This is a genomic window from Burkholderia sp. PAMC 26561 (genome assembly GCF_001557535.2).
Classification (GTDB): domain Bacteria; phylum Pseudomonadota; class Gammaproteobacteria; order Burkholderiales; family Burkholderiaceae; genus Caballeronia.
Genome location: NZ_CP014306.1, coordinates 3,132,449 through 3,151,702, shown reverse-complemented (window position 1 = coordinate 3,151,702; position 19,254 = coordinate 3,132,449). Strand labels below are relative to the sequence as shown.

Genomic DNA, 19,254 nt, shown 5'->3' with positions numbered 1-19,254 from the left:
ATGAACGTGAACGTACACGTTTGGAATCCTGGTATAGGTTTCGATGGGCGAAAAAAAACCGCCCGCAATGCGGACGGCTTTCGTGTTCGGTTGGACCGTCGGGGCTCAACTACCGCCGCGGCGCATCAGATCGAAGAATTCAGCGTTGTTCTTGGTCTGGCGGATCTTGTCGAGCAGGAATTCCATGGATTCGACTTCGTCCATGTCGTGAATGAACTTGCGCAGCACCCAGACCTTTTGGAGCAGGTCAGGCTTGATGAGCAGTTCTTCGCGGCGCGTGCCCGACTTGTTCAGGTTGATCGACGGATAAACCCGCTTTTCAGCAAGACGGCGTTCCAGATGCACTTCCATGTTGCCGGTGCCCTTGAACTCTTCGTAGATCACGTCGTCCATGCGGCTGCCGGTTTCGATCAGTGCCGTACCGATGATGGTCAGCGATCCGCCTTCCTCGATATTGCGCGCCGCGCCGAAGAACCGCTTCGGACGTTGCAGCGCGTTGGCATCCACACCACCGGTCAGCACCTTGCCCGAAGCCGGCACGACCGTGTTGTAGGCGCGCGCGAGACGCGTGATGGAGTCGAGCAGGATGACCACGTCGTGCTTCATCTCGACCAGGCGCTTGGCCTTTTCGATCACCATTTCCGCGACTTGCACGTGGCGCGCGGCGGGTTCGTCGAAGGTGGAGGCGATTACTTCGCCGACCACCGAGCGCTGCATTTCCGTCACTTCTTCCGGGCGTTCGTCAATCAGCAGCACGAACAGCACGATATCCGGGTGGTTCGATTTGATGGCGTGCGCAATGTGCTGCAGCATCACGGTCTTGCCCGATTTCGGCGATGCCACCAGCAACCCGCGCTGCCCCTTGCCGATAGGCGAGATCATGTCGATGATCCGGCCCGTCACGTTTTCCTCTCCGCGCATTTCGCGCTCGAGCGGCAGCGGCTTGTTCGGGTGCAGCGGCGTCAGGTTCTCGAACATGATCTTGTGCTTCGAGGCTTCCGGCGCCTGGCCGTTGACCTTGTCCACCTTGACCAGCGCGAAATAACGCTCGCCGTCTTTCGGGGTGCGCACTTCGCCTTCGATGGTGTCGCCGGTATGCAGGTTGAAGCGGCGAATCTGCGACGGGCTGATGTAGATATCGTCCGTGCTGGCGAGGTATGAAGTCTCGGGTGAGCGGAGGAAGCCGAAGCCGTCCGGCAATACTTCGAGCGTGCCGTCGCCGAAAATCGTGTCGCCGGTCTTGGCGCGCTTTTTAAGAATCGCGAACATCAATTCCTGCTTGCGCAGGCGATTGGCGTTTTCGATCTCCAGGCCATTGGCCATTTCGATCAATGCGGAGACGTGCTGAGACTTGAGCTCGGATAAATGCATACGGATTTCCCGCCAGGGAGAAGAGGTACAACAGAGAATTTGGGAGGAGAAGTGAGCTGAACGCTCAAGGACCTAAACCGTCTTGGTCTTGCAGTCTTAGGATTCTAGCATAGCACATGCCGACGGAGCCTCGAAAAGGCCTGGTGGCGATGGAACGCGCGCATGTTGTGGTCGCACAACATTTAGCGGGAATCCCACAGGTGCAGCTAATCGCTTTTACTTGCTTTTTACTTGCGTGGCCGGGCACCGAAGCCAGGCCGTGCACTAATGCAGACTTGCTGCTGAATCCGGGTCGCCGAATCAGTTGCCTGACGCCGGCGTCCCGGATTCAACCTCACAGGTTGCTGTCCAGAAACGCTGTCAATTGCGACTTCGACAAGGCGCCGACCTTTTGCGCTGCAACCGCGCCGTTCTTGAAGAGGATCAGCGTGGGGATGCCGCGCACACCGAACTTCACGGGCGTGGATTGGTGTTCATCCACATTGATCTTCGCGATTTGCAGGCGGTCGCCGTAATCCTTGGCAACTTCGTCGAGGATGGGCGCAATCATCTTGCAGGGACCGCACCATTCGGCCCAGAAGTCGAGCAGAACGGGTTTATCCGACTTCGTGACGTCCTGGTCAAAGGATGCGTCGCTAATATGTTTGATCGATTCGCTCATTATGTAGATACCTCTCTGAATTCGAGGCCCGCGTTTGAATGCTCGCCACGATACACCAAAACAAGGAAATTGTTCTCCCGCGCCGCGGGGTGTAGAACCGCTCGCTTGGGTGGGCGCGAAACCGTTGCCGGTATGCCGCTTCTGCCCGCCACACGGCGTTTAGCCGGTGCTTCAAAATGTCATCTTAGCTTACTTTGCTATCCGTTGCCGGCTACCGATAGGATGTACCCGGACCCGCGTTTTTCAAGATCTCCAAGCCGGTTTTTCTGCGTCGATAAAGAGCGCGGCGAGCCATGAGGTGATGGGGTGAACGGGGGTGAACGCGAGGGCGCTTGAGGATGGGGGTACGCAATGCGTACCAGGTCTGATATGATTCTGCGTGACGGGCCTCCTCGCATGGTGGCGCGGTCAACCTGGTCAGGTCGGGAACGAAGCAGCCACAGCCGTTTTCTACCAGTGCCGAGGGTCGGGCTCGTCACCTTCGCTTCATCTCCCCTGTTTTTATCTCTGCTGTTTACTCGCATCTTTCGCTCCAGCTCTTACTTCCTTTGCGTCAAATGTATGGCCGCCTGAATCGCATTTCAATGCGTTTCCCGCAGCGCGCCGAACGCCGTTCGAGCCCGTGCCGTCCCGCCTTGGAAACGCTTTGGGCTCTTGACGTTGCTGATACAATTTCGGCATGACCTATCAAGTTCTCGCACGCAAGTGGCGCCCCAAATCTTTCGCCTCGCTCGTCGGCCAGGAGCACGTGGTGCGCGCGCTCACGCACGCGCTAGACGGCGGGCGGCTGCATCACGCTTATCTGTTCACAGGAACGCGCGGTGTCGGCAAGACGACGCTGTCGCGTATCTTCGCCAAGGCGCTCAATTGCGAGACCGGCGTGACCTCAACGCCGTGCGGCGTATGCCGGGCGTGCAAGGAAATCGACGAGGGACGTTTTGTCGATTATGTGGAGATGGACGCGGCCAGCAATCGTGGCGTGGACGAGATGGCGGCGCTCCTCGAGCGTGCCGTGTACGCCCCGGTCGATGCGCGTTTCAAGGTCTACATGATCGACGAAGTGCACATGCTCACGAACCACGCATTCAACGCCATGTTGAAGACGCTGGAAGAGCCGCCCGCACACGTCAAGTTCATCCTCGCCACCACCGATCCGCAAAAGATCCCGGTCACCGTGCTCTCGCGCTGTCTTCAGTTCAACTTGAAGCAGATGCCGGCGGGACATATCGTCGGTCATCTGGAACACGTGCTGGGCGAGGAAAAAATCCCTTACGAGGCGCAGGCGTTGCGGTTGTTGTCGCGTGCGGCTGACGGCAGCATGCGTGACGCGCTGTCTCTCACTGACCAAGCCATCGCATACTCGGCGAACCAGGTGACCGAGCAAGCCGTGCGCGGAATGCTCGGCGCGCTCGACCAGAGTTATCTGATCCGTTTGCTCGATACGCTCGCGATCGGCGACGGGCCGGGCGTGCTGGCTATCGCCGACGAAATGGCGTTGCGGAGCCTGTCGTTTTCCACGGCGCTGCAGGATCTTGCCGGATTGCTGCACAAGGTTGCATGGGCGCAGTTTGCGCCGGCATCGGTGCTCGATGAATGGCCGGAGGCCGGCGATATCCGCCGTTTTGCCGGTGCCCTCAGCGCCGAGCACGTGCAACTGTTCTATCAGATCGCGACCATCGGGCGTGGTGAACTGGGTCTCGCGCCCGATGAATACGCCGGGTTCACCATGACGCTGCTGCGGATGCTGGCGTTCGAACCAGCGGGTGGTCCGGGAGGAGGGGGCGGCGCGCGTGTCAAGGCTGCGGGAGCCGGCGTGAGCGCCACGAGCGCTCGCAGCGCGGCGCCGGGCGCGGTGACAGCCAGCGGTATTCGCGCTGCGGCCGACGTGACGCCGAAGGCGGCGGCCGCGCCGGAGCTCGATGCTGATGCACGCAGTCCGAAGACGATCGAGGCGCCCCTGGCCAGTGCAGAGGCTTCCGTCAACGCTCCTGAATCAGAAGCGCATGCCGCGAAGGGTATCGAGGGTAGTTTGGCCGATGTTTCCGGCACGTTGCCAGCCGCGCCGGCTGATCAGGATGCGCCGGTCGAGCAAGGCACTGATGAAGCGCAAACTCCCGTCGATACCTCTTCGCTTCAAACCGCGGGACCGGAAGTTCCTTTAAACAGCGAACCTGCTGTTGCGGGAGTTCCCGAGCCTGAGCGGGCGCCCATGGCTGCTGCTGCACAGGAACTCGTGGAGCGCGTGGTAGCGGAGCCCAGCGAAAGCGCACCGCTCGAAAAAGTGGCAACAGCTTCTCTGCGGACTCCCGGTGGCGCGAGTGCGGCGCTTGATGTACTGCGCAGCGCCGGCATGCGGGTATCGTCGGACCGGGGCGCGCGTCCGGCAGAACAGGCGCGCAAGTCAGTAATGCCGAAGGCCGCGCCGGTCGTCCAGGTTCCGGTGCCACGGCGGCCAGCCGCGCCGCCCGTGCAGCCTGCGCCCGCGAGCGATGCCCGGCCCGACGCGTCCGCGCGCAACGCAAACGAGCCCGCCGGTGCCAATAACGGCAGCGCCGTTGCGCCGTGGGAAGAGATTCCACTGGATGATTATCAGCCGGCTTCATCGGACGATGGGTATTTCATGGCGCCGGACGACGGTTTCGTGCCCTCGTTCGAAAGCGGCCCCGACGACGTACGCTTCAATGACTCGCCTGGTTCGAGGACCGAGACCAAACCCGCAGCCAAGGCCGACACCCGTCCGCTCCCGCCGGCCGTCCCGCTCGATGCTATTGGCGTCACAGGCGACTGGCCTTCGCTGGCCGTGGACTTGCCGTTGAAGGGCATCGCTTATCAGCTTGCGTTCAATAGCGAGCTGACCGCATGCGACGCCGGATCGATCACACTGGTCGTGCCGGTTCCGCAATACGCGGAAAGTGCGCAAGTCGCCAAGTTGAAAGCGGCGTTGGCCGACAAGCTTGGCCGGCCGCTCGAAGTGGTCGTGAGCGTCGGGGCGGCGCGCCGTACGGCTGCGGCCGTCGATGCGGCTCTTCGCGCCCAGCGCCAGCAGCAAGCGGAAAAGGAAATCACGCAGAACCCGTTCGTGCAGTCCCTGATTCGCGATTTCGGCGCGAGTATCGTGCAGGGGTCCATCAAGCCGATCTCGCCGGAGAACGGCAGCAGCGCACAGGGCGGCGGGCAGAATGCGGCATCGGCGAATTGAGCTTTTAGAGAACATCGTTTCAAGCGCAACGAAGCGCACATTCTTCGCTGGCATGGCCATGTACTGAACGCCAGCCACGCAATAGACACCCATTTTCTATACCGTTTTTCCCAAGGAGCCCGATCATGATGAAGAACCAACTCGCCGGCTTGATGAAGCAAGCGCAGCAAATGCAGGACAACATGAAGAAGGCGCAGGACGAACTCGCGCTGATCGAAGTGGAAGGTCAGTCGGGCGCGGGCCTTGTGAAGGTAACGATGACTTGCAAGAACGACGTGCGCCGGGTCGTGATCGATCCGAGCCTGCTCGCCGACGACAAGGACATGCTGGAAGACCTCGTTGCTGCAGCATTCAACGACGCCGTGCGCAAGGCCGAAGCCACCACGCAGCAAAAGATGAGCGGCATGACCGCCGGCATGCCGATGCCGCCGGGCTTCAAGCTGCCGTTCTAAGCTGCCAGCACACCAACTCTCAGAGCAACGGCCACCGCGCATGAAACAACCTTCCGCCTTGTCGGCGCTCGTCGAAGCGCTGCGCGCTCTGCCGGGCGTGGGTCCCAAGTCGGCGCAGCGCATGGCCTATCACCTCATGCAGCATGACCGGCCAGGCGCTGAAAAGCTCGGCCGGTCGCTGATGTTTGCAACCGAGCATCTGCAGCACTGCGAGAAATGCAACACGTTCACCGAGGCGGCAATCTGCGAAGTCTGCAGCGATCCCGAGCGCGACGCCGAATTGCTCTGCGTGGTCGAAACGCCAGCCGACCAGATCATGCTCGAACAGACGCTGACTTATAGCGGCTTGTATTTCGTGCTGATGGGGCGGCTGAGTCCGCTCGATGGTATCGGGCCGAAGGAAATTCATTTTGATCGCCTGATCCAGCGCGCCACCGATGGCATCGTGAAGGAGATCGTGCTCGCCACGAACTTCACGAACGAGGGCGAAGCGACCGCGCATTACCTCGCGCAGACGCTGAAATCCAAGGGCCTGAAGGTGACGCGGCTCGCGCGCGGCGTACCGGTGGGCGGGGAACTCGAGTACGTCGATGCAGGCACGATCGCGCGCGCGATGCTGGATCGCCGTTCGGTATAGACCCGAGGACATACAACGACATGACCGAAGCAGAAGCACTGGCATTGGCCACACATCGCCATTACAAGGGCGGGTTGTATCGTGTGATTGGCGTGGCGCGGCATTCCGAAACTGAAGAGCCCATGATCGTCTACGAACATCTGTGGCCTCACGACCACGGCTTGTGGGTGCGGCCGGCCGCGATCTTCAACGACACGCTCTCAAACGGTTCGCCGCGTTTCCAGGCGCTCGAGATTCCGCTTTAACAAGTCACAAACAACAACGCAGGAGACACCATGAGCGCAACCTCGGGACCGCTCGCCGGCGTCAAGGTTCTCGAACTCGGCACGCTGATCGCCGGGCCGTTCGCCTCGCGCTTCATGGGCGAGTTCGGCGCTGACGTCATCAAGATCGAAGATCCGAACGGCGGCGATCCGCTGCGCAAATGGCGCAAGCTCTATCCGGAAGTGGGCGGGACGTCGCTATGGTGGGCCGTTCAGGCGCGCAATAAAAAGTCGGTGACCATCAACCTGAAAGCCCCGGAAGGCAAGGAAATCGTCCGCCGGCTGGCCAAGGAAGCCGATATCGTCGTCGAGAATTTCAGGCCGGGTCTGCTCGAGAAACTCGGGCTCGGTTATGAAGTCTTGTCCGCTGAAAATCCTGGCCTCGTGATGGTGCGTTTGTCCGGATATGGGCAGACCGGGCCATATCGCGACCGGCCGGGATTTGGCGCGATCGCCGAATCCATGGGCGGATTACGTCACATCACGGGCTATCCCGATTTGCCGCCGCCCCGGATCGGCATTTCGATCGGGGACTCCATTGCTGCGCTTCACGGTGTGATCGGCGCACTGATGGCGCTGCATCACCGGCAAGCGAACGGTGGCAAAGGGCAGGTCGTCGATGTCGCGCTTTACGAAGCCGTCTTCAACATGATGGAAAGCGTGGTGCCGGAATATGGTGTGTACGGCATGATCCGCGAGCGCACGGGCGCGTCGCTGCCGGGTATCGTGCCGTCGAATACGTATCCGTGCCGCGATGGCAGCATCGTGATCGGCGGCAACAGCGATCCTATCTTCAAGCGTTTGATGCTGGCGATCGGCCGCGAAGATCTGGGCAACGATCCGACGCTGGCATCGAATGATGGACGTGTGCCACGTACGCGGGAAATCGATGATGCCATCCGCGTGTGGCTGTGCACGCGCACGATCGACGAAGCCCTCGCCGTGCTCAACGCTGCCGATGTTCCCGCGGGACGCATCTACAGCGTGGCCGACATGTTCACCGACCCGCAGTACATCGCGCGCCAGATGATCCAGCGATTTTCGTGGCAGGACGGCCGTGAGATCGCCTTGCCGAACGTCACGCCAAAGCTCTCGGAAACGCCTGGCGGAACACGCTGGCTCGGACCGCAACTTGGTGAACACACCGATGATGTCCTGCAATCGCTCGGGTATGATCCTGACAATATTGCAAGATTGCGGGCGGACAGGGTGATTTGAGCCTCCGCAAAATATCTCGGCGTTCAAACCAAAGCCTCGAAAAATAAAAACGAAGGAGACAAGATGCAACGCAGGACTTTCATCGCAAGCGGCGCGGCGCTCGCTGCCGGGACATTGATAGACACCCCATTCGCGTTCGCGCAAGCGAAGCTCGAGCATCCAAAGGTTTCGATCGCGGTCGGCGGCAAGAACCTGTTCTACTACTTGCCGCTCACCATTGCGGAGCGCCGCAACTACTTCAAGGACGAAGGGCTCGAGATCGAAATCTCCGACTTCGCCGGCGGTGCGAAAGCGTTGCAAGCCGCGGTGGGTGGCAGCGCGGACGTGGTGTCGGGCGCGTTCGAACATACGCTGCTGCTGCAGGCGAAGGGGCAGATGTTCCGCGAGTTCGTGCTGCAAGGGCGCGCGCCGCAGATCGTGCTGGCTGTGTCGAAGAAAGCGATGCCGAACTACAAGGGCATCGCCGATCTCAAAGGCAAGAAGATCGGCGTGACTGCGCCGGGTTCGTCGACATCGATCATGGCGAGCTTCGTTCTGGCAAAGGCCGGGCTCACCGCGAGCGACGTGTCGTTCATCGGCGTGGGCGCGGGAGCGGGTGCGGTCGCTGCATTGCAGTCGGGACAGATCGATGCCATGGCGAACCTCGATCCCGTCATGACCAAACTGGAACGCTCCGGCGACATCCGAGTGATCTCGGACACCCGCACGCTCGCCGATACCCGCGCGGTCTTCGGCGGCGACATGCCGGCAGGGTGCCTGTATGCGTCGCAGAGCTTCATCACGAAGAATCCGAACACCACCCAGGCGCTCACCAACGCGATGGTCCGTGCACTCAAGTGGCTTCAGACGGCAACGGGCAAGGACCTGATCTCGACGGTGCCCGAGGCATACTTGCTCGGCGACAGTTCGCTTTATCTGGATGCATGGCAGCACGTGAAGGAAGCCATGTCGCCCGATGGCCTGATGCCCGCAAACGGCCCTGCGACGTCGCTCAAGACGCTGCAAGCCTTCGACGAAACCGTAAAAAGCAAGCCGATCGACCTGTCGAAGACGTGGACCAACGACTTCGTGAAGAAGGCGTTGACCTCGGTCAAGGCATAAGCGGTGCAGCCGACAACTACACCGGTCCCCGCGCTCGCGCTGGAGAATGTCACTTGCACGTTCGTCTCCCGCGATGACCGCCGTTCCCGCTACACGGCGGTCAAGGAGACAACGTTGCGCGTGGCGCCGGGCGAGTTCGTCTCGGTCGTCGGTCCTACGGGCTGCGGCAAGTCCACGCTGTTGAACGTCGGCGCCGGTTTGCTCGCGCCTTCGTCGGGCACGGTCAACGTCTTCGGTACCGAACTCAACGGGATCAACCGCCGCGCCGGATACATGTTCCAGGCTGAAGCGCTGATGCCCTGGCGATCGGCACTCGACAACGTCACAGCCGGTTTGTCGTTTCGCGGCGTTCCCAAAGACGAAGCGTCTGCGAGAGGCGAAGAGTGGTTAAAGCGCGTCGGTCTTGGCGGGTTCGGCGACCGTTATCCGCATCAGTTGTCCGGCGGCATGCGAAAGCGCGTGGGCATGGCGCAAACGCTGATCCTCGATCCGGACATCATCCTGATGGACGAACCGTTTTCCGCCCTGGATATCCAGACGCGCCAGCTCATGGAAAACGAGTTGCTCGAACTTTGGGCAGCCAAGCGTAAAGCCGTGCTCTTCATCACCCATGACCTCGACGAAGCGATTTCGCTGTCCGATCGCGTGGTGGTGCTGTCGGCAGGGCCGGGCACGCATCCGATCGGCGAGTTCGTGATCGATCTGCCGCGTCCGCGTGATGTGGCCGAAATCCGCTCGCATCCGCGCTTCGTGGAACTGCACGCACAGATCTGGTCCGTGCTTCGGGAAGAAGTCCTGAAAGGCTACAAGCAACAGCTCACAGCCGTTTGATCCACCAATTAGCTTGCTAACAAGAGCAGATCGATCATGTGGAAAACGTTGCGCCCGAACCGCGCAAACCTGGTTGTATGGCAGTGGCTGCTGCTCGTGCTGTGTTTCTTACTTTGGTATGTGCTGACCAGCCCGACGCTGTTGCCGGCTTTTTATTTCGACGATTCGAGCAAGGCCGCATTCTTCTTTGGCGAACCGCAGAAAGTGCTGTTGCGCATCTGGCAATGGTTCACGACCGGCGAGATCTACGTGCATCTCTGGGTCACGCTGATCGAAACCGTGCTCGCATTCGTGATTGGAACGGTAATGGGTCTCGGGGTTGGTTTATGGCTTGCCCTGGCGCCCATGATGAGCGCGCTCTTCGATCCGTACATCAAGGCCGCGAACTCGATGCCGCGCGTCATCCTTGCACCGATCTTCGCCGTCTGGTTCGGCCTCGGCATCTGGTCGAAAGTGGCGCTCGGCGTGACGCTGGTCTTTTTCATCGTGTTTTTCAACGTCTATCAGGGCGTGAAGGAAGTGAGCCCGGTCGTTCTTGCCAACGCCCGCATGCTCGGCGCCAATCGCAAACATCTGCTGCGGCACGTGTATTTGCCGAGCGCGACAAGCTGGGTGTTCTCCAGCTTGCACACGTCGGTGGGACTTGCGTTTGTCGGCTCCGTGGTGGGCGAATATCTGGGTTCGGCACGCGGTGTCGGATACCTGATTCTCCAAGCCGAAGGCACGTTCGATATCAATACCGTGTTCGCAGGCATTCTGGTGCTCACGGCATTCGCACTGATCCTGGACGGGATAGTTGCGTTCGTCGAACGCCGCCTGATGAAGTGGCAGCCGAGCGCCGGTGATACCGAAAAGATGTGACGCGGCCCTCTTGACGCCGATCGTTCACGGCTCGATCACGATCTTGCCCGAGACACGCCGGCTCGCCATGTCGCTCAATGCATCGGCGGTTCGCGCGAGCGGATAACGCTTCGTGATGTGCGGGCGAAGCCGGCGTTCCTTGATCCAACCAAAGATCTGCTTCATTGCTGCGCCTGCGAGCTCGGGTTCGTGTTGTATGTGCTGGCCCCAGAACACGCCCACGATGCTGGCGCCTTTCAGCAGCGTCAGATTGAGGGCCAACCTCGGTATCTCGCCGTTGGCGAACCCCACCACCAGATAACGCCCCCTCCATCCGATGCTGCGAAAAGCCGGTTCCGCATACTCGCCGCCAACCGGATCGTAGATGACGTCCGGACCTTTTCCGTCCGTCAGCTCTTTGATGCGCTCACGCAGGTTCTCGCTCGAATAGTCGATGGTCGCATCTGCCCCATGTTCAACGCACAATGCCAGCTTCTCCGCGCTGGACGCCGCAGCGATCACGCGTGCTCCAAGCGCCTTGCCAATTTCAACCGCTGCCAGCCCCACGCCGCCGGCCGCGCCGAGCACGAGCATGGTTTCGCCGGCTTTCAGGCCGCCGCGATCGACCACGGCGTGATGCGACGTGCCGTACGCGAGCGTGACGGCCGACGCGCTCGCAAAGTCGATGTCCTCGGGCAGGGCAATGCAGGCCGCTTCGCGGGCAACCGCCTGTTCGGCGAACGCGCCTTGCGCGGTGTAAGCAGCGACCCGCATGCCTACGCTGAGCCGCCTGACGTTCATGCCGACCTCTCGCACGACACCCGCGAACTCGGCGCCCGGGGTGAAGGGCAGTGCCGGCTTCGTCTGATACTTGTTCTGGATAACCAGCACATCAGGGAAGTTCACGCTGGCCGCCCGTACGTCGATCACCACTTCGTCGGCGCCTGGACGGAGATCCGGCAAGGTGTCGAGCACGAGTGATTCGGGCGGTCCGTACTGGTTGCATCGAATGGCGCGCATGGGGTCTCCATTGAAAAATCCGCTATGCGCCAGTGTAAAACGACGTTGCCCGGGCGTGCGTTCAGAGACGCAGCGTTAGCCATCCGGTCTAATAAAACGCACGAAAAACGCTCGAGATCAACCAGCATTGCGCGGAAAACCTGGCCGTTCGGCCGAGGACCCCACGGCCGGGCCGCGGGCCTACTTTCCTCGGTTACAATCGTCGAATGCAAATCCTACTCAGCAACGACGACGGTTATCTGGCCCGCGGGCTCAACGTGCTGCACGCGGCCATGGAGCCGCTTGGGCAGGTCACGGTCATGGCCCCTGAGCAGAATTGCAGCGGTGCTTCTAACTCGCTGACACTGTCGCGCCCGCTCACCATTCACACGGCGCCGAACGGTTTCAATTACGTGAACGGTACGCCCACCGACTCAGTGCATATCGCGCTGACGGGCATGCTGGAAAAGCAGCCGGACCTGGTCGTTTCCGGTATCAATAACGGCCAGAACATGGGCGAGGACACGTTATATTCCGGAACGGTCGCGGCGGCGACAGAAGGTTTCATGTTCGGCGTGCCGGCCATCGCGTTCTCGCTGGTCGGGCGCGACTGGTTGCATCTTGAAGACGCAGCGCGCGTTGCCGCTGACATCGTTGCGCATTTTCTGGCGCATCCCATGCCGGGCCATCCGTTATTGAATGTGAACATTCCAAGTCTGCCTTACGAAGAAATGGGAGAGTGGCGCATCACGCGGCTTGGCAAGCGTCATCCCTCGCAACCGGTGATCCGGCAAATCGATCCCCGCGGGAACCCGATCTGGTGGATCGGGCCGTCAGGCGACGCGCTCGATGCAAGCGAAGGCACAGATTTTCATGCTATTGCGAACGGACATGTTTCAATCACGCCGTTGCAACTCGATCTCACGCATACCAAGCTGCTGCCCGCCACGCGCGAGTGGGCCGAGGCGCGGAGCAGCCGTTCATGACGGAAGAACGCGCAAAACGCTTCCCGCTGGCACTCGCCGACCTGGTGCGCGAGCCGCGCAAAGCGACTGCGCGTCCCGATGCAAGCAGCAAATCGAACGCCAGGCCGGTCGCGAAGCCGGTCCTGAAGTCGATCGCGGGCGGTAACGGCGCAGCGCGGCCGGCGGGGGCAACGCACAAGGCCGGCGCCGCGACGCTGAAACCCGCGGCTGCAAAGGTTGCGAAATTGTCGACGGCGCTTCATCCCGGAGCGAAGGCCAACGCTGTAGTCAAGCCGGCCGGCGTTCCGGGAACGACAGCAGGAAAGCCGCATGCCGCACCGAAGCCTTCTGCGGTTGTGGCTCACCATCAGTCCGGGGCGTTGCGTTCCGGTGCGCGCCTGAACGAAACGCGGGACTTCGCCGCGAGCGTGAAGGCTCAGGCGGCGCAGGATACGAAGCCGGTGCAGCAGCCGGACGTCAAGTCCGGTACGGGCCGGAAGACGGCGTTGCACGGAACGCATGGCAGCACGCACGCGTTGACATCGGAACGGGTGCGTGAACGTATGGTCGAACGGCTGCGCGCAAACGGCATCACAGACCTGCGTGTGCTGGCGGCCATGTCAGCGGTGCCGCGGCACATGTTCGTGGACCCCGGGCTTGCGGCGCAGGCCTACGAGGACGCCGCGTTGCCAATCGGTCATCACCAGACGATCTCGAAACCTTCGGTTGTCGCGCGAATGATCGAACTGGTTGCTGCGGGGCGAACGCTGAAAAACGTGTTGGAAATCGGCACCGGCTGTGGTTACCAGGCGGCCGTGTTGTCGCAGGTCGCAACTGATGTGTACTCCATTGAACGGATTCGGCCGTTGTCGGAGCGCGCGAAGCTGAATTTGCGCCCCTTGCGTGTACCGAACATCCGTTTGCATTACGGCGATGGCCGGCTCGGACTGCCGGCAGCCGCGCCGTTCGACGCCATCGTCATAGCGTGCGCGGGGCTCGATGTTCCGCAAGCGCTGCTCGATCAACTCGCCGTTGGCGGCAGGCTGGTTGCGCCGGTCGGATCGCAAACCGCGCAAGCGCAAATCCTGACGCTCGTCGAGCGCGTTTCGCCCACGCAATGGCGCGAGTCGCAGCTTGATCGGGTTTTCTTTGTACCTTTAAAATCCGGAGTGATTTGACACCGATGAGTATGTTGCGTGCTAAACGAGAAGTGAGCGCGAACCCTGGTTTGACCGTGGTTCAGCGCATGGTGTGTGTCGCGGCGCTGTCCGTGCTGGCGGCGTGCGCGACACGGATGGACAATGCGCCGGTCGTCGACCGGACCGGAGCTGCGATCGGCACGCAAGCCGCTCAGGACGGTGCCGTCCTGCCGCCGGGTCCGCCGCCGCCAGGCTACTACCGCGTAAAACCGGGTGACACCCTATACCGGATTGCGCTGGAAAACGGCCAGAATTATCGGGATATCGCGTCGTGGAACAACATGACGAACCCGAATCAAATCGAAGTTGACCAGCTGCTGCGGGTAGCGCCTCCGGGTGCAAATCTTGCCGCCGCAACGCCGGGCGTGTCTACCGCGCCTATCGTAGGCGGCGGCGTGCAGGCGCAGCCGCTGACGAGCACGTATGGCGCGAATGGCGCGAACGGTGCTGCCACCACCAACGGCGCAGGCAGCACCATGCTGCCGCAGGCGCCGGCTTACGGTTCATCGTCCGGCATGGGAACGCCGCAACCTCCGGTACCGGGCGCGACGCCCGGGCTGGCAATGAACCAGCCCGCCACCGGAATCGATAACGGCGCGGCAGCGGCTGCGCCGGCGGCCCAACCCGCGTTCATCTGGCCGGCGCGCGGACCGATTCTCGGCACGTTCGACGACGCCAAGAACAAAGGTGTCAATATTGGCGGCGCGCCGGGCGATCCGGTCAATGCCGCGGCGGATGGACGGGTTGTTTATTCCGGCAATGGTCTGCGCGGATACGGTAATCTCATCATCATCAAGCACGACGCAACTTTTCTGACCGCATACGCACATAACCGCGCTTTGATGGTAAAAGAAGGTGACGCGGTGACAAAAGGGCAGAAGATCGCCGAGATGGGCAGCAGCGATTCGGACCGTGTGATGTTGCATTTCGAAGTTCGCCGGCAGGGCAAACCTGTCGACCCTCTGACGTATTTGCCGCCGCAATAAGCGAAATCATCATGCCTAAATCGAAGCGCCATCCGCCGCAAGCCGAGACTGATTTAATCAGACCCACGCAGACAACGGTGGAAGACGGCGCTTCGAACCACGCTGACGAGTCGGAATCCGAAGCGGCTGAAGCCGAGCTGGATAGCGACGAAGACAGCGGATCAAACCGCAAGGAAGCAGTGGAGGGCGCAAACGATACCGTGCCCGACGTTGACGACTTCAAATCGATCCTGCAGGCGGAACTCACTGCCGACACCATCCAGCATTACCTGAATCGCATCAGCGTCAAGCCGCTCTTGACGGTCGAAGAAGAGCAGCGTTATTCGCGGCTTGCGAAAGCCGGCGAATTCGAGGCGCGGCAGGTGATGATCGAACGCAATTTGCGGCTGGTGGTCAGCATCGCGAAGGGTTATCTGAATCGGGGCGTCCCGTTGCTCGACCTGATCGAGGAAGGCAATCTCGGCCTGATGCACGCCATCGAAAAATTCGATCCCACGCGCGGTTTCCGGTTTTCTACGTATGCCACGTGGTGGATCCGCCAGAGCATCGAGCGCGCGATCATGAATCAGGCGCGTACGGTGCGTTTGCCGGTGCATGTGATTCGCGAGCTCAATCAGGTGCTGCGCGCGAAACGTCATCTCGAGAAAAGCTCGGCGAATTCCACTGCGGCAATCGCGCCGGACAGGCGCGACGCAAGCATCGACGACATCGCGCATCTCACCGGGAAGACGCCTGAAGAAGTTACCGACATCCTCGCGCTGAACGAACACACAGCGTCGCTGGACGCGCCGCTCGATCTGGACCCGGCGAGCAGTTTGCTGGACCTTCTATCCGACGACGCCAGCCAGTCGCCCGATTCCGAAGTTCAGCATCGTGAACTGGAAACGCTGACCAAGCTCTGGCTTTCGCGTCTCTCCGACAAACACCGGCACGTCATCGAGCGACGTTTTGGCCTGAACCACATCGAGCCGGCCACGCTCGAAGAACTCGCCGACGAAATGGGCCTGACGCGCGAACGCGTGCGCCAGATCCAGCAAGAAGCGCTAGTGCGGCTAAAGCGATTTTTTGCATCGAACGGTGTGCGCAAAGACGCTGTTCTCTAGCCTTTCGCAATTCGGGCGGCGACCCGGTCAGCGCTTTCCTTAAAAACGCAGCATCGAATAAAGCAATGACACCCATTCTCGTTTTCGATATCGAGACGATTCCCGATGTCGACGGCATTCGCCGTCTCGAAGATCTCTCCGCCACGCTCACCGACGCCGAAGTCGCCGAGCACGCATTCGCCGCGCGCCGGGAGCGCGTGGGCAACGACTTCCTGCCGCACCATCTGCAGCGCATCGCCGCCATTTCGTGCGTGTTTCGTGATAACACGGGATTTCGCGTGCGCTCGCTCGGCACTACGACGGACACCGAAGCCACGCTGATCCAGTCGTTCTTTCGCGTGATCGAGAAGTACACGCCACAACTGGTTTCGTGGAACGGCGGCGGTTTCGATCTGCCGGTACTGCACTATCGCGCGATGATCCACGGCGTAGCGGCTTCGCGGTACTGGGACCTCGGAAGCGATGACCGCGAATTCCGCTACAACAACTACATCAGCCGCTACCACGCGCGTCACACCGACCTCATGGACGTGCTCGCGATGTACCAGGCCCGCGCGAATGCACCACTCGATGCGTTGGCGAAGCTCTGCGGCTTTCCGGGAAAACTCGGCATGGACGGTGGCAAGGTCTGGCAAGCGTTCTCGGAGGGACGACTCGAAGAAATCCGCAATTACTGCGAGACCGACGTGGTCAATACGTACCTGATGTATTGCCGGTTCCAGTTGATGCGCGGCGGTTTTTCGCAGGAAGAATATGCGGATGAAATCAACGTCGTGAAGAACGCCCTTGCGCTCGAGCCGGCGCCGCACTGGGCGGAATATCTCGCGGCGTTCGGTCAATAAGCCTTCCGCAGCATCAGGCGAGTGCCGCACCCGCATCGTTTACAATCCTGCCCTTCGACGTCAGTCCCCATCGCAGTTCAAATATCAGTCAGGAAGTCCGCAGGTGCCTCGCGCTCGTAAAAAATCCAACCGCCGCTGGAGCATGCCGGCCCGAATCGTTCCGTTGGACCCGACGGCCGCACCGGTCGAGATCGAAATCGATTCACTCGATATGGAGGCGCAGGGAGTCGGCCGCGCGGCCACCGAGGACGGCTCGCCGGGCAAGGTTATCTTTGTAGAAGGCGCGCTGCCGGGTGAACGTGTCTCGTATGTGACCTTTCGCCGGAAAGCGGCATTCGAGAACGGGTTGCTCGTCAAGGTGCTGCGCGAAAGCGTGATGCGCACGCGTCCAAAATGTCCCTATTTCAGCAAATGTGGCGGCTGCTCCATGCAGCATCTCGATGTTCGCGCACAGATCGCGGTCAAGCAACGCGTGCTCGAGGACAACCTCGAGCGGATCGGCAAGCTGAGCGCCGAGACCATCTATCGGCCGATTCACGGGCCTTCGTGGGGGTATCGTTACCGGGCGCGCTTGTCTGTGCGGCTGATCGCGGGCAAGGGCGGGGCGCTGGTCGGGTTTCATGAGAAAAAAAGCGACTTCGTCGCCGACATGCAGACTTGCGACGTTCTAACGCCGCAAGTGTCGGCGTTGCTCATGCCGCTTCGCAAGCTGGTTCAGGATCTCTCCGTTCGCGATCGTCTGCCGCAGATTGAAGTCGCCGTTGGCGCCGAGGTTACGGCGCTGGTGTTGCGGATTCTTGAATCATTGACCGAAGCCGACAAATCGCTGGTACGTGCATTCGCCGAAGAGCACGGCGTGCAGATGTGGCTGCAGCCCAAAGGGCCGGAGACGGCTTATCCGTTCCATCCGGTCGAACAAGAACTGGCGTACACCTTGCCGCAATTCAACATCCGGATGCCGTTCAAGCCGACTGATTTCACGCAGGTCAACCATCAGATCAACCGCGTGCTGGTCAGCCGCGCGCTGCGGCTGCTGGCTTCCGCACGCACGGACCGCGTGCTGGATCTGTTTTGCGGTATCGGCAATTTCACGCTGCCGCTTGCGCGGGTTGCGCGCGAGGTGGTGGGCATTGAAGGTAGCGAGAGCCTTACTCAACGCGCGCTTGAAAATGCGAAAGCAAACGGTGTGGACGGGCACACATCGTTCGCATGCCGAAACCTGTTCGAGATTACGGCAGACAATCTGCGTGCGCTTGGACGCTTCGATAAATATCTCATCGATCCACCACGCGACGGCGCGCTTGCGGTGTCGAAGGCGCTCGCGGAACTGGCGCAGAACGGCGATCATGATCTGATGCCTGAGCGCATTGTATATGTGTCGTGCAATCCGGCAACGCTCGCTCGCGACGCCGCCGTGCTTGTGACCGAGGCGGGCTATAGGCTGAAGGGCGCTGGCGTAATGAACATGTTTCCCCATACGTCGCACGTCGAATCGATCGCGCTGTTCGAGCGCGACTAACCCGCAACTAGCCCCGTCGCGGACATGGAAAAGCCGGCCCCAAATGAGGCCGGCTTTTTTTATCGATAAAACTTTTTCGCTGTCCGGATCAGTTCCGCCGCGTCAGTTCCGATTCCCGCCGAAAATACCAAGCAGCGCGAGCAGGTTCGTGAACACGTTGTACAGGTCGAGGTAGATTGCGAGTGCGGCGCTGATGTAGTTCGTCTCGCCACCGTTCACGACGCGCTGGACGTCGAACAGCATGTAGGCCGAGAAAATCACGATCGCGAGGACCGACACGGTCAGCATCAATGCCGGCAGATGCAGGAACACGTTTGCAAACGCGGCCAGCAGCAGCACGAGCACGCCCATGAACAGCCACTTGCCAAGACCGGAGAAGTCACGCTTGCTCACGGTTGCGATGGTCGCCATGGCCGCGAAGATCACGCCCGTGCCACCAAACGCCATCATGATGAGCTGCGGTCCGTTCGAGAAACCGAGAATGAAGCTCAGGAGACGCGACAGCATCAGGCCCATGAAGAACGTGAAGCCGAGCAGGACGAGCACGCCCAGGCTGCTGTTCTTGGTGCGCTCGATAGCGAACATGAAGCCGAAAGCGATCGCCATGAAGGCGATGAAACTCATGGCCGGGCTGGTTGCCGCGAACAGCGAGAAGCCGGTCGCGACGCCTACCCACGCGCCGAGTACGGTCGGCACCATGGAGAGCGCCAACAGCCAGTACGTGTTCCGTAAAACGCGATTGCGGGTTTCGGACGACGTGACACTGCCTGTGCGACCAAAACCGTAAGGGGATTCGTTCATGGTTTCTCCTTGCCTAAACTTGTGTAAAGCCAACTGGTTCAAAAATTCCGGCTCGACTTATTTACTTCGCGACGCGGCGAGCCTTACAGACGCGATATGCGCCTATGTTGCACCGAAATCAACAGTGCTGCACTGCAATGGCTCAACCAGTAAAATTACCGCGCATTTCGTCACGAGACTTGAGCTTTGATGCTTACGATGTCGTAAGGTTTCCATCGCAATCATACAATGCTTCGTGCTACAATTGTCGATTCTTTATATTCGTAA

At 60.7% G+C, this 19,254-nt stretch carries 18 protein-coding genes and 1 other RNA gene; 15 read left to right on the top strand and 4 right to left on the bottom strand.

Translation table 11 applies throughout. The features are described 5' to 3' along the window. Positions 1 to 105: 105 nt before the first annotated feature. Positions 106 to 1,371 (bottom strand): transcription termination factor Rho, encoded by a 1,266-nt coding sequence (gene rho / locus AXG89_RS14480; RefSeq protein WP_056363952.1) that lies wholly within the window; start codon positions 1,369 to 1,371, stop codon positions 106 to 108. 334 nt (positions 1,372 to 1,705) lie between these two features. Next, the gene (trxA, locus tag AXG89_RS14475; protein ID WP_031356443.1) at positions 1,706 to 2,032 is read right to left on the bottom strand and encodes a thioredoxin TrxA; all 327 of its coding nucleotides are present in this window, start codon (positions 2,030 to 2,032) and stop codon (positions 1,706 to 1,708) included. Positions 2,033 to 2,413: 381 nt separating this feature from the next. Here trxA and ffs point away from each other — a divergent pair. The 9 genes from ffs to AXG89_RS14430 all read left to right on the top strand — a co-directional run bounded on the left by ffs (position 2,414) and on the right by AXG89_RS14430 (position 10,594). Further along, an RNA gene (ffs, locus tag AXG89_RS14470) (signal recognition particle sRNA small type) lies at positions 2,414 to 2,512 on the top strand. 199 nt (positions 2,513 to 2,711) lie between these two features. After that, positions 2,712 to 5,231 carry a DNA polymerase III subunit gamma/tau gene (locus AXG89_RS14465; protein WP_062170030.1) on the top strand — a complete coding sequence of 840 codons (2,520 nt, stop codon included), beginning with the start codon at positions 2,712 to 2,714 and terminating at the stop codon, positions 5,229 to 5,231. A gap of 125 nt (positions 5,232 to 5,356) precedes the next feature. Beyond that, positions 5,357 to 5,683 (top strand): YbaB/EbfC family nucleoid-associated protein, encoded by a 327-nt coding sequence (locus AXG89_RS14460; protein WP_056363948.1) that lies wholly within the window; start codon positions 5,357 to 5,359, stop codon positions 5,681 to 5,683. Positions 5,684 to 5,723: 40 nt separating this feature from the next. Continuing rightward, entirely contained in the window at positions 5,724 to 6,320 is a 597-nt protein-coding gene (gene recR, locus AXG89_RS14455) for a recombination mediator RecR (RefSeq protein WP_061999549.1), read from the top strand. Positions 6,321 to 6,340: 20 nt separating this feature from the next. Further along, a complete protein-coding gene (locus AXG89_RS14450; RefSeq protein ID WP_061999548.1) occupies positions 6,341 to 6,565 on the top strand; it encodes a DUF1653 domain-containing protein in 225 nt (74 codons plus the stop codon). Between the two features lie 30 nt (positions 6,566 to 6,595). Further along, on the top strand, positions 6,596 to 7,801 hold the full coding sequence (locus AXG89_RS14445; protein ID WP_062170029.1) for a CaiB/BaiF CoA transferase family protein: 1,206 nt from the start codon (positions 6,596 to 6,598) through the stop codon (positions 7,799 to 7,801). 63 nt (positions 7,802 to 7,864) lie between these two features. Beyond that, entirely contained in the window at positions 7,865 to 8,902 is a 1,038-nt protein-coding gene (locus AXG89_RS14440) for an ABC transporter substrate-binding protein (protein ID WP_062170028.1), read from the top strand. A 3-nt stretch (positions 8,903 to 8,905) separates the two neighbouring features. Beyond that, positions 8,906 to 9,733: an ABC transporter ATP-binding protein gene (locus AXG89_RS14435; RefSeq protein ID WP_062170027.1), complete on the top strand. Its 828-nt coding sequence runs from the start codon at positions 8,906 to 8,908 to the stop codon at positions 9,731 to 9,733. A 36-nt stretch (positions 9,734 to 9,769) separates the two neighbouring features. Continuing rightward, positions 9,770 to 10,594 (top strand): ABC transporter permease, encoded by an 825-nt coding sequence (locus AXG89_RS14430; protein WP_061999544.1) that lies wholly within the window; start codon positions 9,770 to 9,772, stop codon positions 10,592 to 10,594. A gap of 24 nt (positions 10,595 to 10,618) precedes the next feature. On the opposite strand, the gene AXG89_RS14425 is transcribed toward AXG89_RS14430, so the two are convergent. Then, positions 10,619 to 11,593 (bottom strand): NADPH:quinone oxidoreductase family protein, encoded by a 975-nt coding sequence (locus tag AXG89_RS14425; RefSeq protein WP_062170026.1) that lies wholly within the window; start codon positions 11,591 to 11,593, stop codon positions 10,619 to 10,621. A gap of 206 nt (positions 11,594 to 11,799) precedes the next feature. On the opposite strand from AXG89_RS14425, the gene surE reads away from it, so the two are divergent. The 6 genes from surE to rlmD all read left to right on the top strand — a co-directional run bounded on the left by surE (position 11,800) and on the right by rlmD (position 18,186). Further along, positions 11,800 to 12,558: a 5'/3'-nucleotidase SurE gene (gene surE / locus AXG89_RS14420; protein ID WP_061999542.1), complete on the top strand. Its 759-nt coding sequence runs from the start codon at positions 11,800 to 11,802 to the stop codon at positions 12,556 to 12,558. Next, the gene (locus AXG89_RS14415) at positions 12,555 to 13,715 is read left to right on the top strand and encodes a protein-L-isoaspartate(D-aspartate) O-methyltransferase (protein WP_062170025.1); all 1,161 of its coding nucleotides are present in this window, start codon (positions 12,555 to 12,557) and stop codon (positions 13,713 to 13,715) included. Before surE ends, AXG89_RS14415 begins: the two co-directional genes overlap by 4 nt. Positions 13,716 to 13,720: 5 nt before the next feature. After that, positions 13,721 to 14,722: a peptidoglycan DD-metalloendopeptidase family protein gene (locus AXG89_RS14410; protein WP_061999541.1), complete on the top strand. Its 1,002-nt coding sequence runs from the start codon at positions 13,721 to 13,723 to the stop codon at positions 14,720 to 14,722. Between the two features lie 11 nt (positions 14,723 to 14,733). Then, on the top strand, positions 14,734 to 15,825 hold the full coding sequence (gene rpoS / locus AXG89_RS14405; RefSeq protein ID WP_061999540.1) for an RNA polymerase sigma factor RpoS: 1,092 nt from the start codon (positions 14,734 to 14,736) through the stop codon (positions 15,823 to 15,825). A 65-nt stretch (positions 15,826 to 15,890) separates the two neighbouring features. Then, complete coding sequence (locus tag AXG89_RS14400) at positions 15,891 to 16,667, top strand: 3'-5' exonuclease (protein WP_061999539.1); 777 nt, start codon at positions 15,891 to 15,893, stop codon at positions 16,665 to 16,667. A 142-nt stretch (positions 16,668 to 16,809) separates the two neighbouring features. Further along, on the top strand, positions 16,810 to 18,186 hold the full coding sequence (rlmD, locus tag AXG89_RS14395; RefSeq protein ID WP_062170024.1) for a 23S rRNA (uracil(1939)-C(5))-methyltransferase RlmD: 1,377 nt from the start codon (positions 16,810 to 16,812) through the stop codon (positions 18,184 to 18,186). A gap of 102 nt (positions 18,187 to 18,288) precedes the next feature. Here rlmD and AXG89_RS14390 read toward each other — a convergent pair whose 3' ends face one another. Then, the gene (locus tag AXG89_RS14390) at positions 18,289 to 18,987 is read right to left on the bottom strand and encodes a Bax inhibitor-1/YccA family protein (protein WP_061999537.1); all 699 of its coding nucleotides are present in this window, start codon (positions 18,985 to 18,987) and stop codon (positions 18,289 to 18,291) included. Positions 18,988 to 19,254 lie beyond the last annotated feature (267 nt).

What these genes read in the sequence shown, in the direction of transcription:
- rho (WP_056363952.1), bottom strand. Translation starts at nt 1,371, where the DNA reads ATGCATTTATCCGAGCTCAAGTCTCAGCACGTCTCCGCATTGATCGAA.
- trxA (WP_031356443.1), bottom strand. Translation starts at nt 2,032, where the DNA reads ATGAGCGAATCGATCAAACATATTAGCGACGCATCCTTTGACCAGGAC.
- AXG89_RS14465 (WP_062170030.1), top strand. Translation starts at nt 2,712, where the DNA reads ATGACCTATCAAGTTCTCGCACGCAAGTGGCGCCCCAAATCTTTCGCC.
- AXG89_RS14460 (WP_056363948.1), top strand. Translation starts at nt 5,357, where the DNA reads ATGATGAAGAACCAACTCGCCGGCTTGATGAAGCAAGCGCAGCAAATG.
- recR (WP_061999549.1), top strand. Translation starts at nt 5,724, where the DNA reads ATGAAACAACCTTCCGCCTTGTCGGCGCTCGTCGAAGCGCTGCGCGCT.
- AXG89_RS14450 (WP_061999548.1), top strand. Translation starts at nt 6,341, where the DNA reads ATGACCGAAGCAGAAGCACTGGCATTGGCCACACATCGCCATTACAAG.
- AXG89_RS14445 (WP_062170029.1), top strand. Translation starts at nt 6,596, where the DNA reads ATGAGCGCAACCTCGGGACCGCTCGCCGGCGTCAAGGTTCTCGAACTC.
- AXG89_RS14440 (WP_062170028.1), top strand. Translation starts at nt 7,865, where the DNA reads ATGCAACGCAGGACTTTCATCGCAAGCGGCGCGGCGCTCGCTGCCGGG.
- AXG89_RS14430 (WP_061999544.1), top strand. Translation starts at nt 9,770, where the DNA reads ATGTGGAAAACGTTGCGCCCGAACCGCGCAAACCTGGTTGTATGGCAG.
- AXG89_RS14425 (WP_062170026.1), bottom strand. Translation starts at nt 11,593, where the DNA reads ATGCGCGCCATTCGATGCAACCAGTACGGACCGCCCGAATCACTCGTG.
- surE (WP_061999542.1), top strand. Translation starts at nt 11,800, where the DNA reads ATGCAAATCCTACTCAGCAACGACGACGGTTATCTGGCCCGCGGGCTC.
- AXG89_RS14415 (WP_062170025.1), top strand. Translation starts at nt 12,555, where the DNA reads ATGACGGAAGAACGCGCAAAACGCTTCCCGCTGGCACTCGCCGACCTG.
- AXG89_RS14410 (WP_061999541.1), top strand. Translation starts at nt 13,721, where the DNA reads ATGAGTATGTTGCGTGCTAAACGAGAAGTGAGCGCGAACCCTGGTTTG.
- rpoS (WP_061999540.1), top strand. Translation starts at nt 14,734, where the DNA reads ATGCCTAAATCGAAGCGCCATCCGCCGCAAGCCGAGACTGATTTAATC.
- AXG89_RS14400 (WP_061999539.1), top strand. Translation starts at nt 15,891, where the DNA reads ATGACACCCATTCTCGTTTTCGATATCGAGACGATTCCCGATGTCGAC.
- rlmD (WP_062170024.1), top strand. Translation starts at nt 16,810, where the DNA reads ATGCCGGCCCGAATCGTTCCGTTGGACCCGACGGCCGCACCGGTCGAG.
- AXG89_RS14390 (WP_061999537.1), bottom strand. Translation starts at nt 18,987, where the DNA reads ATGAACGAATCCCCTTACGGTTTTGGTCGCACAGGCAGTGTCACGTCG.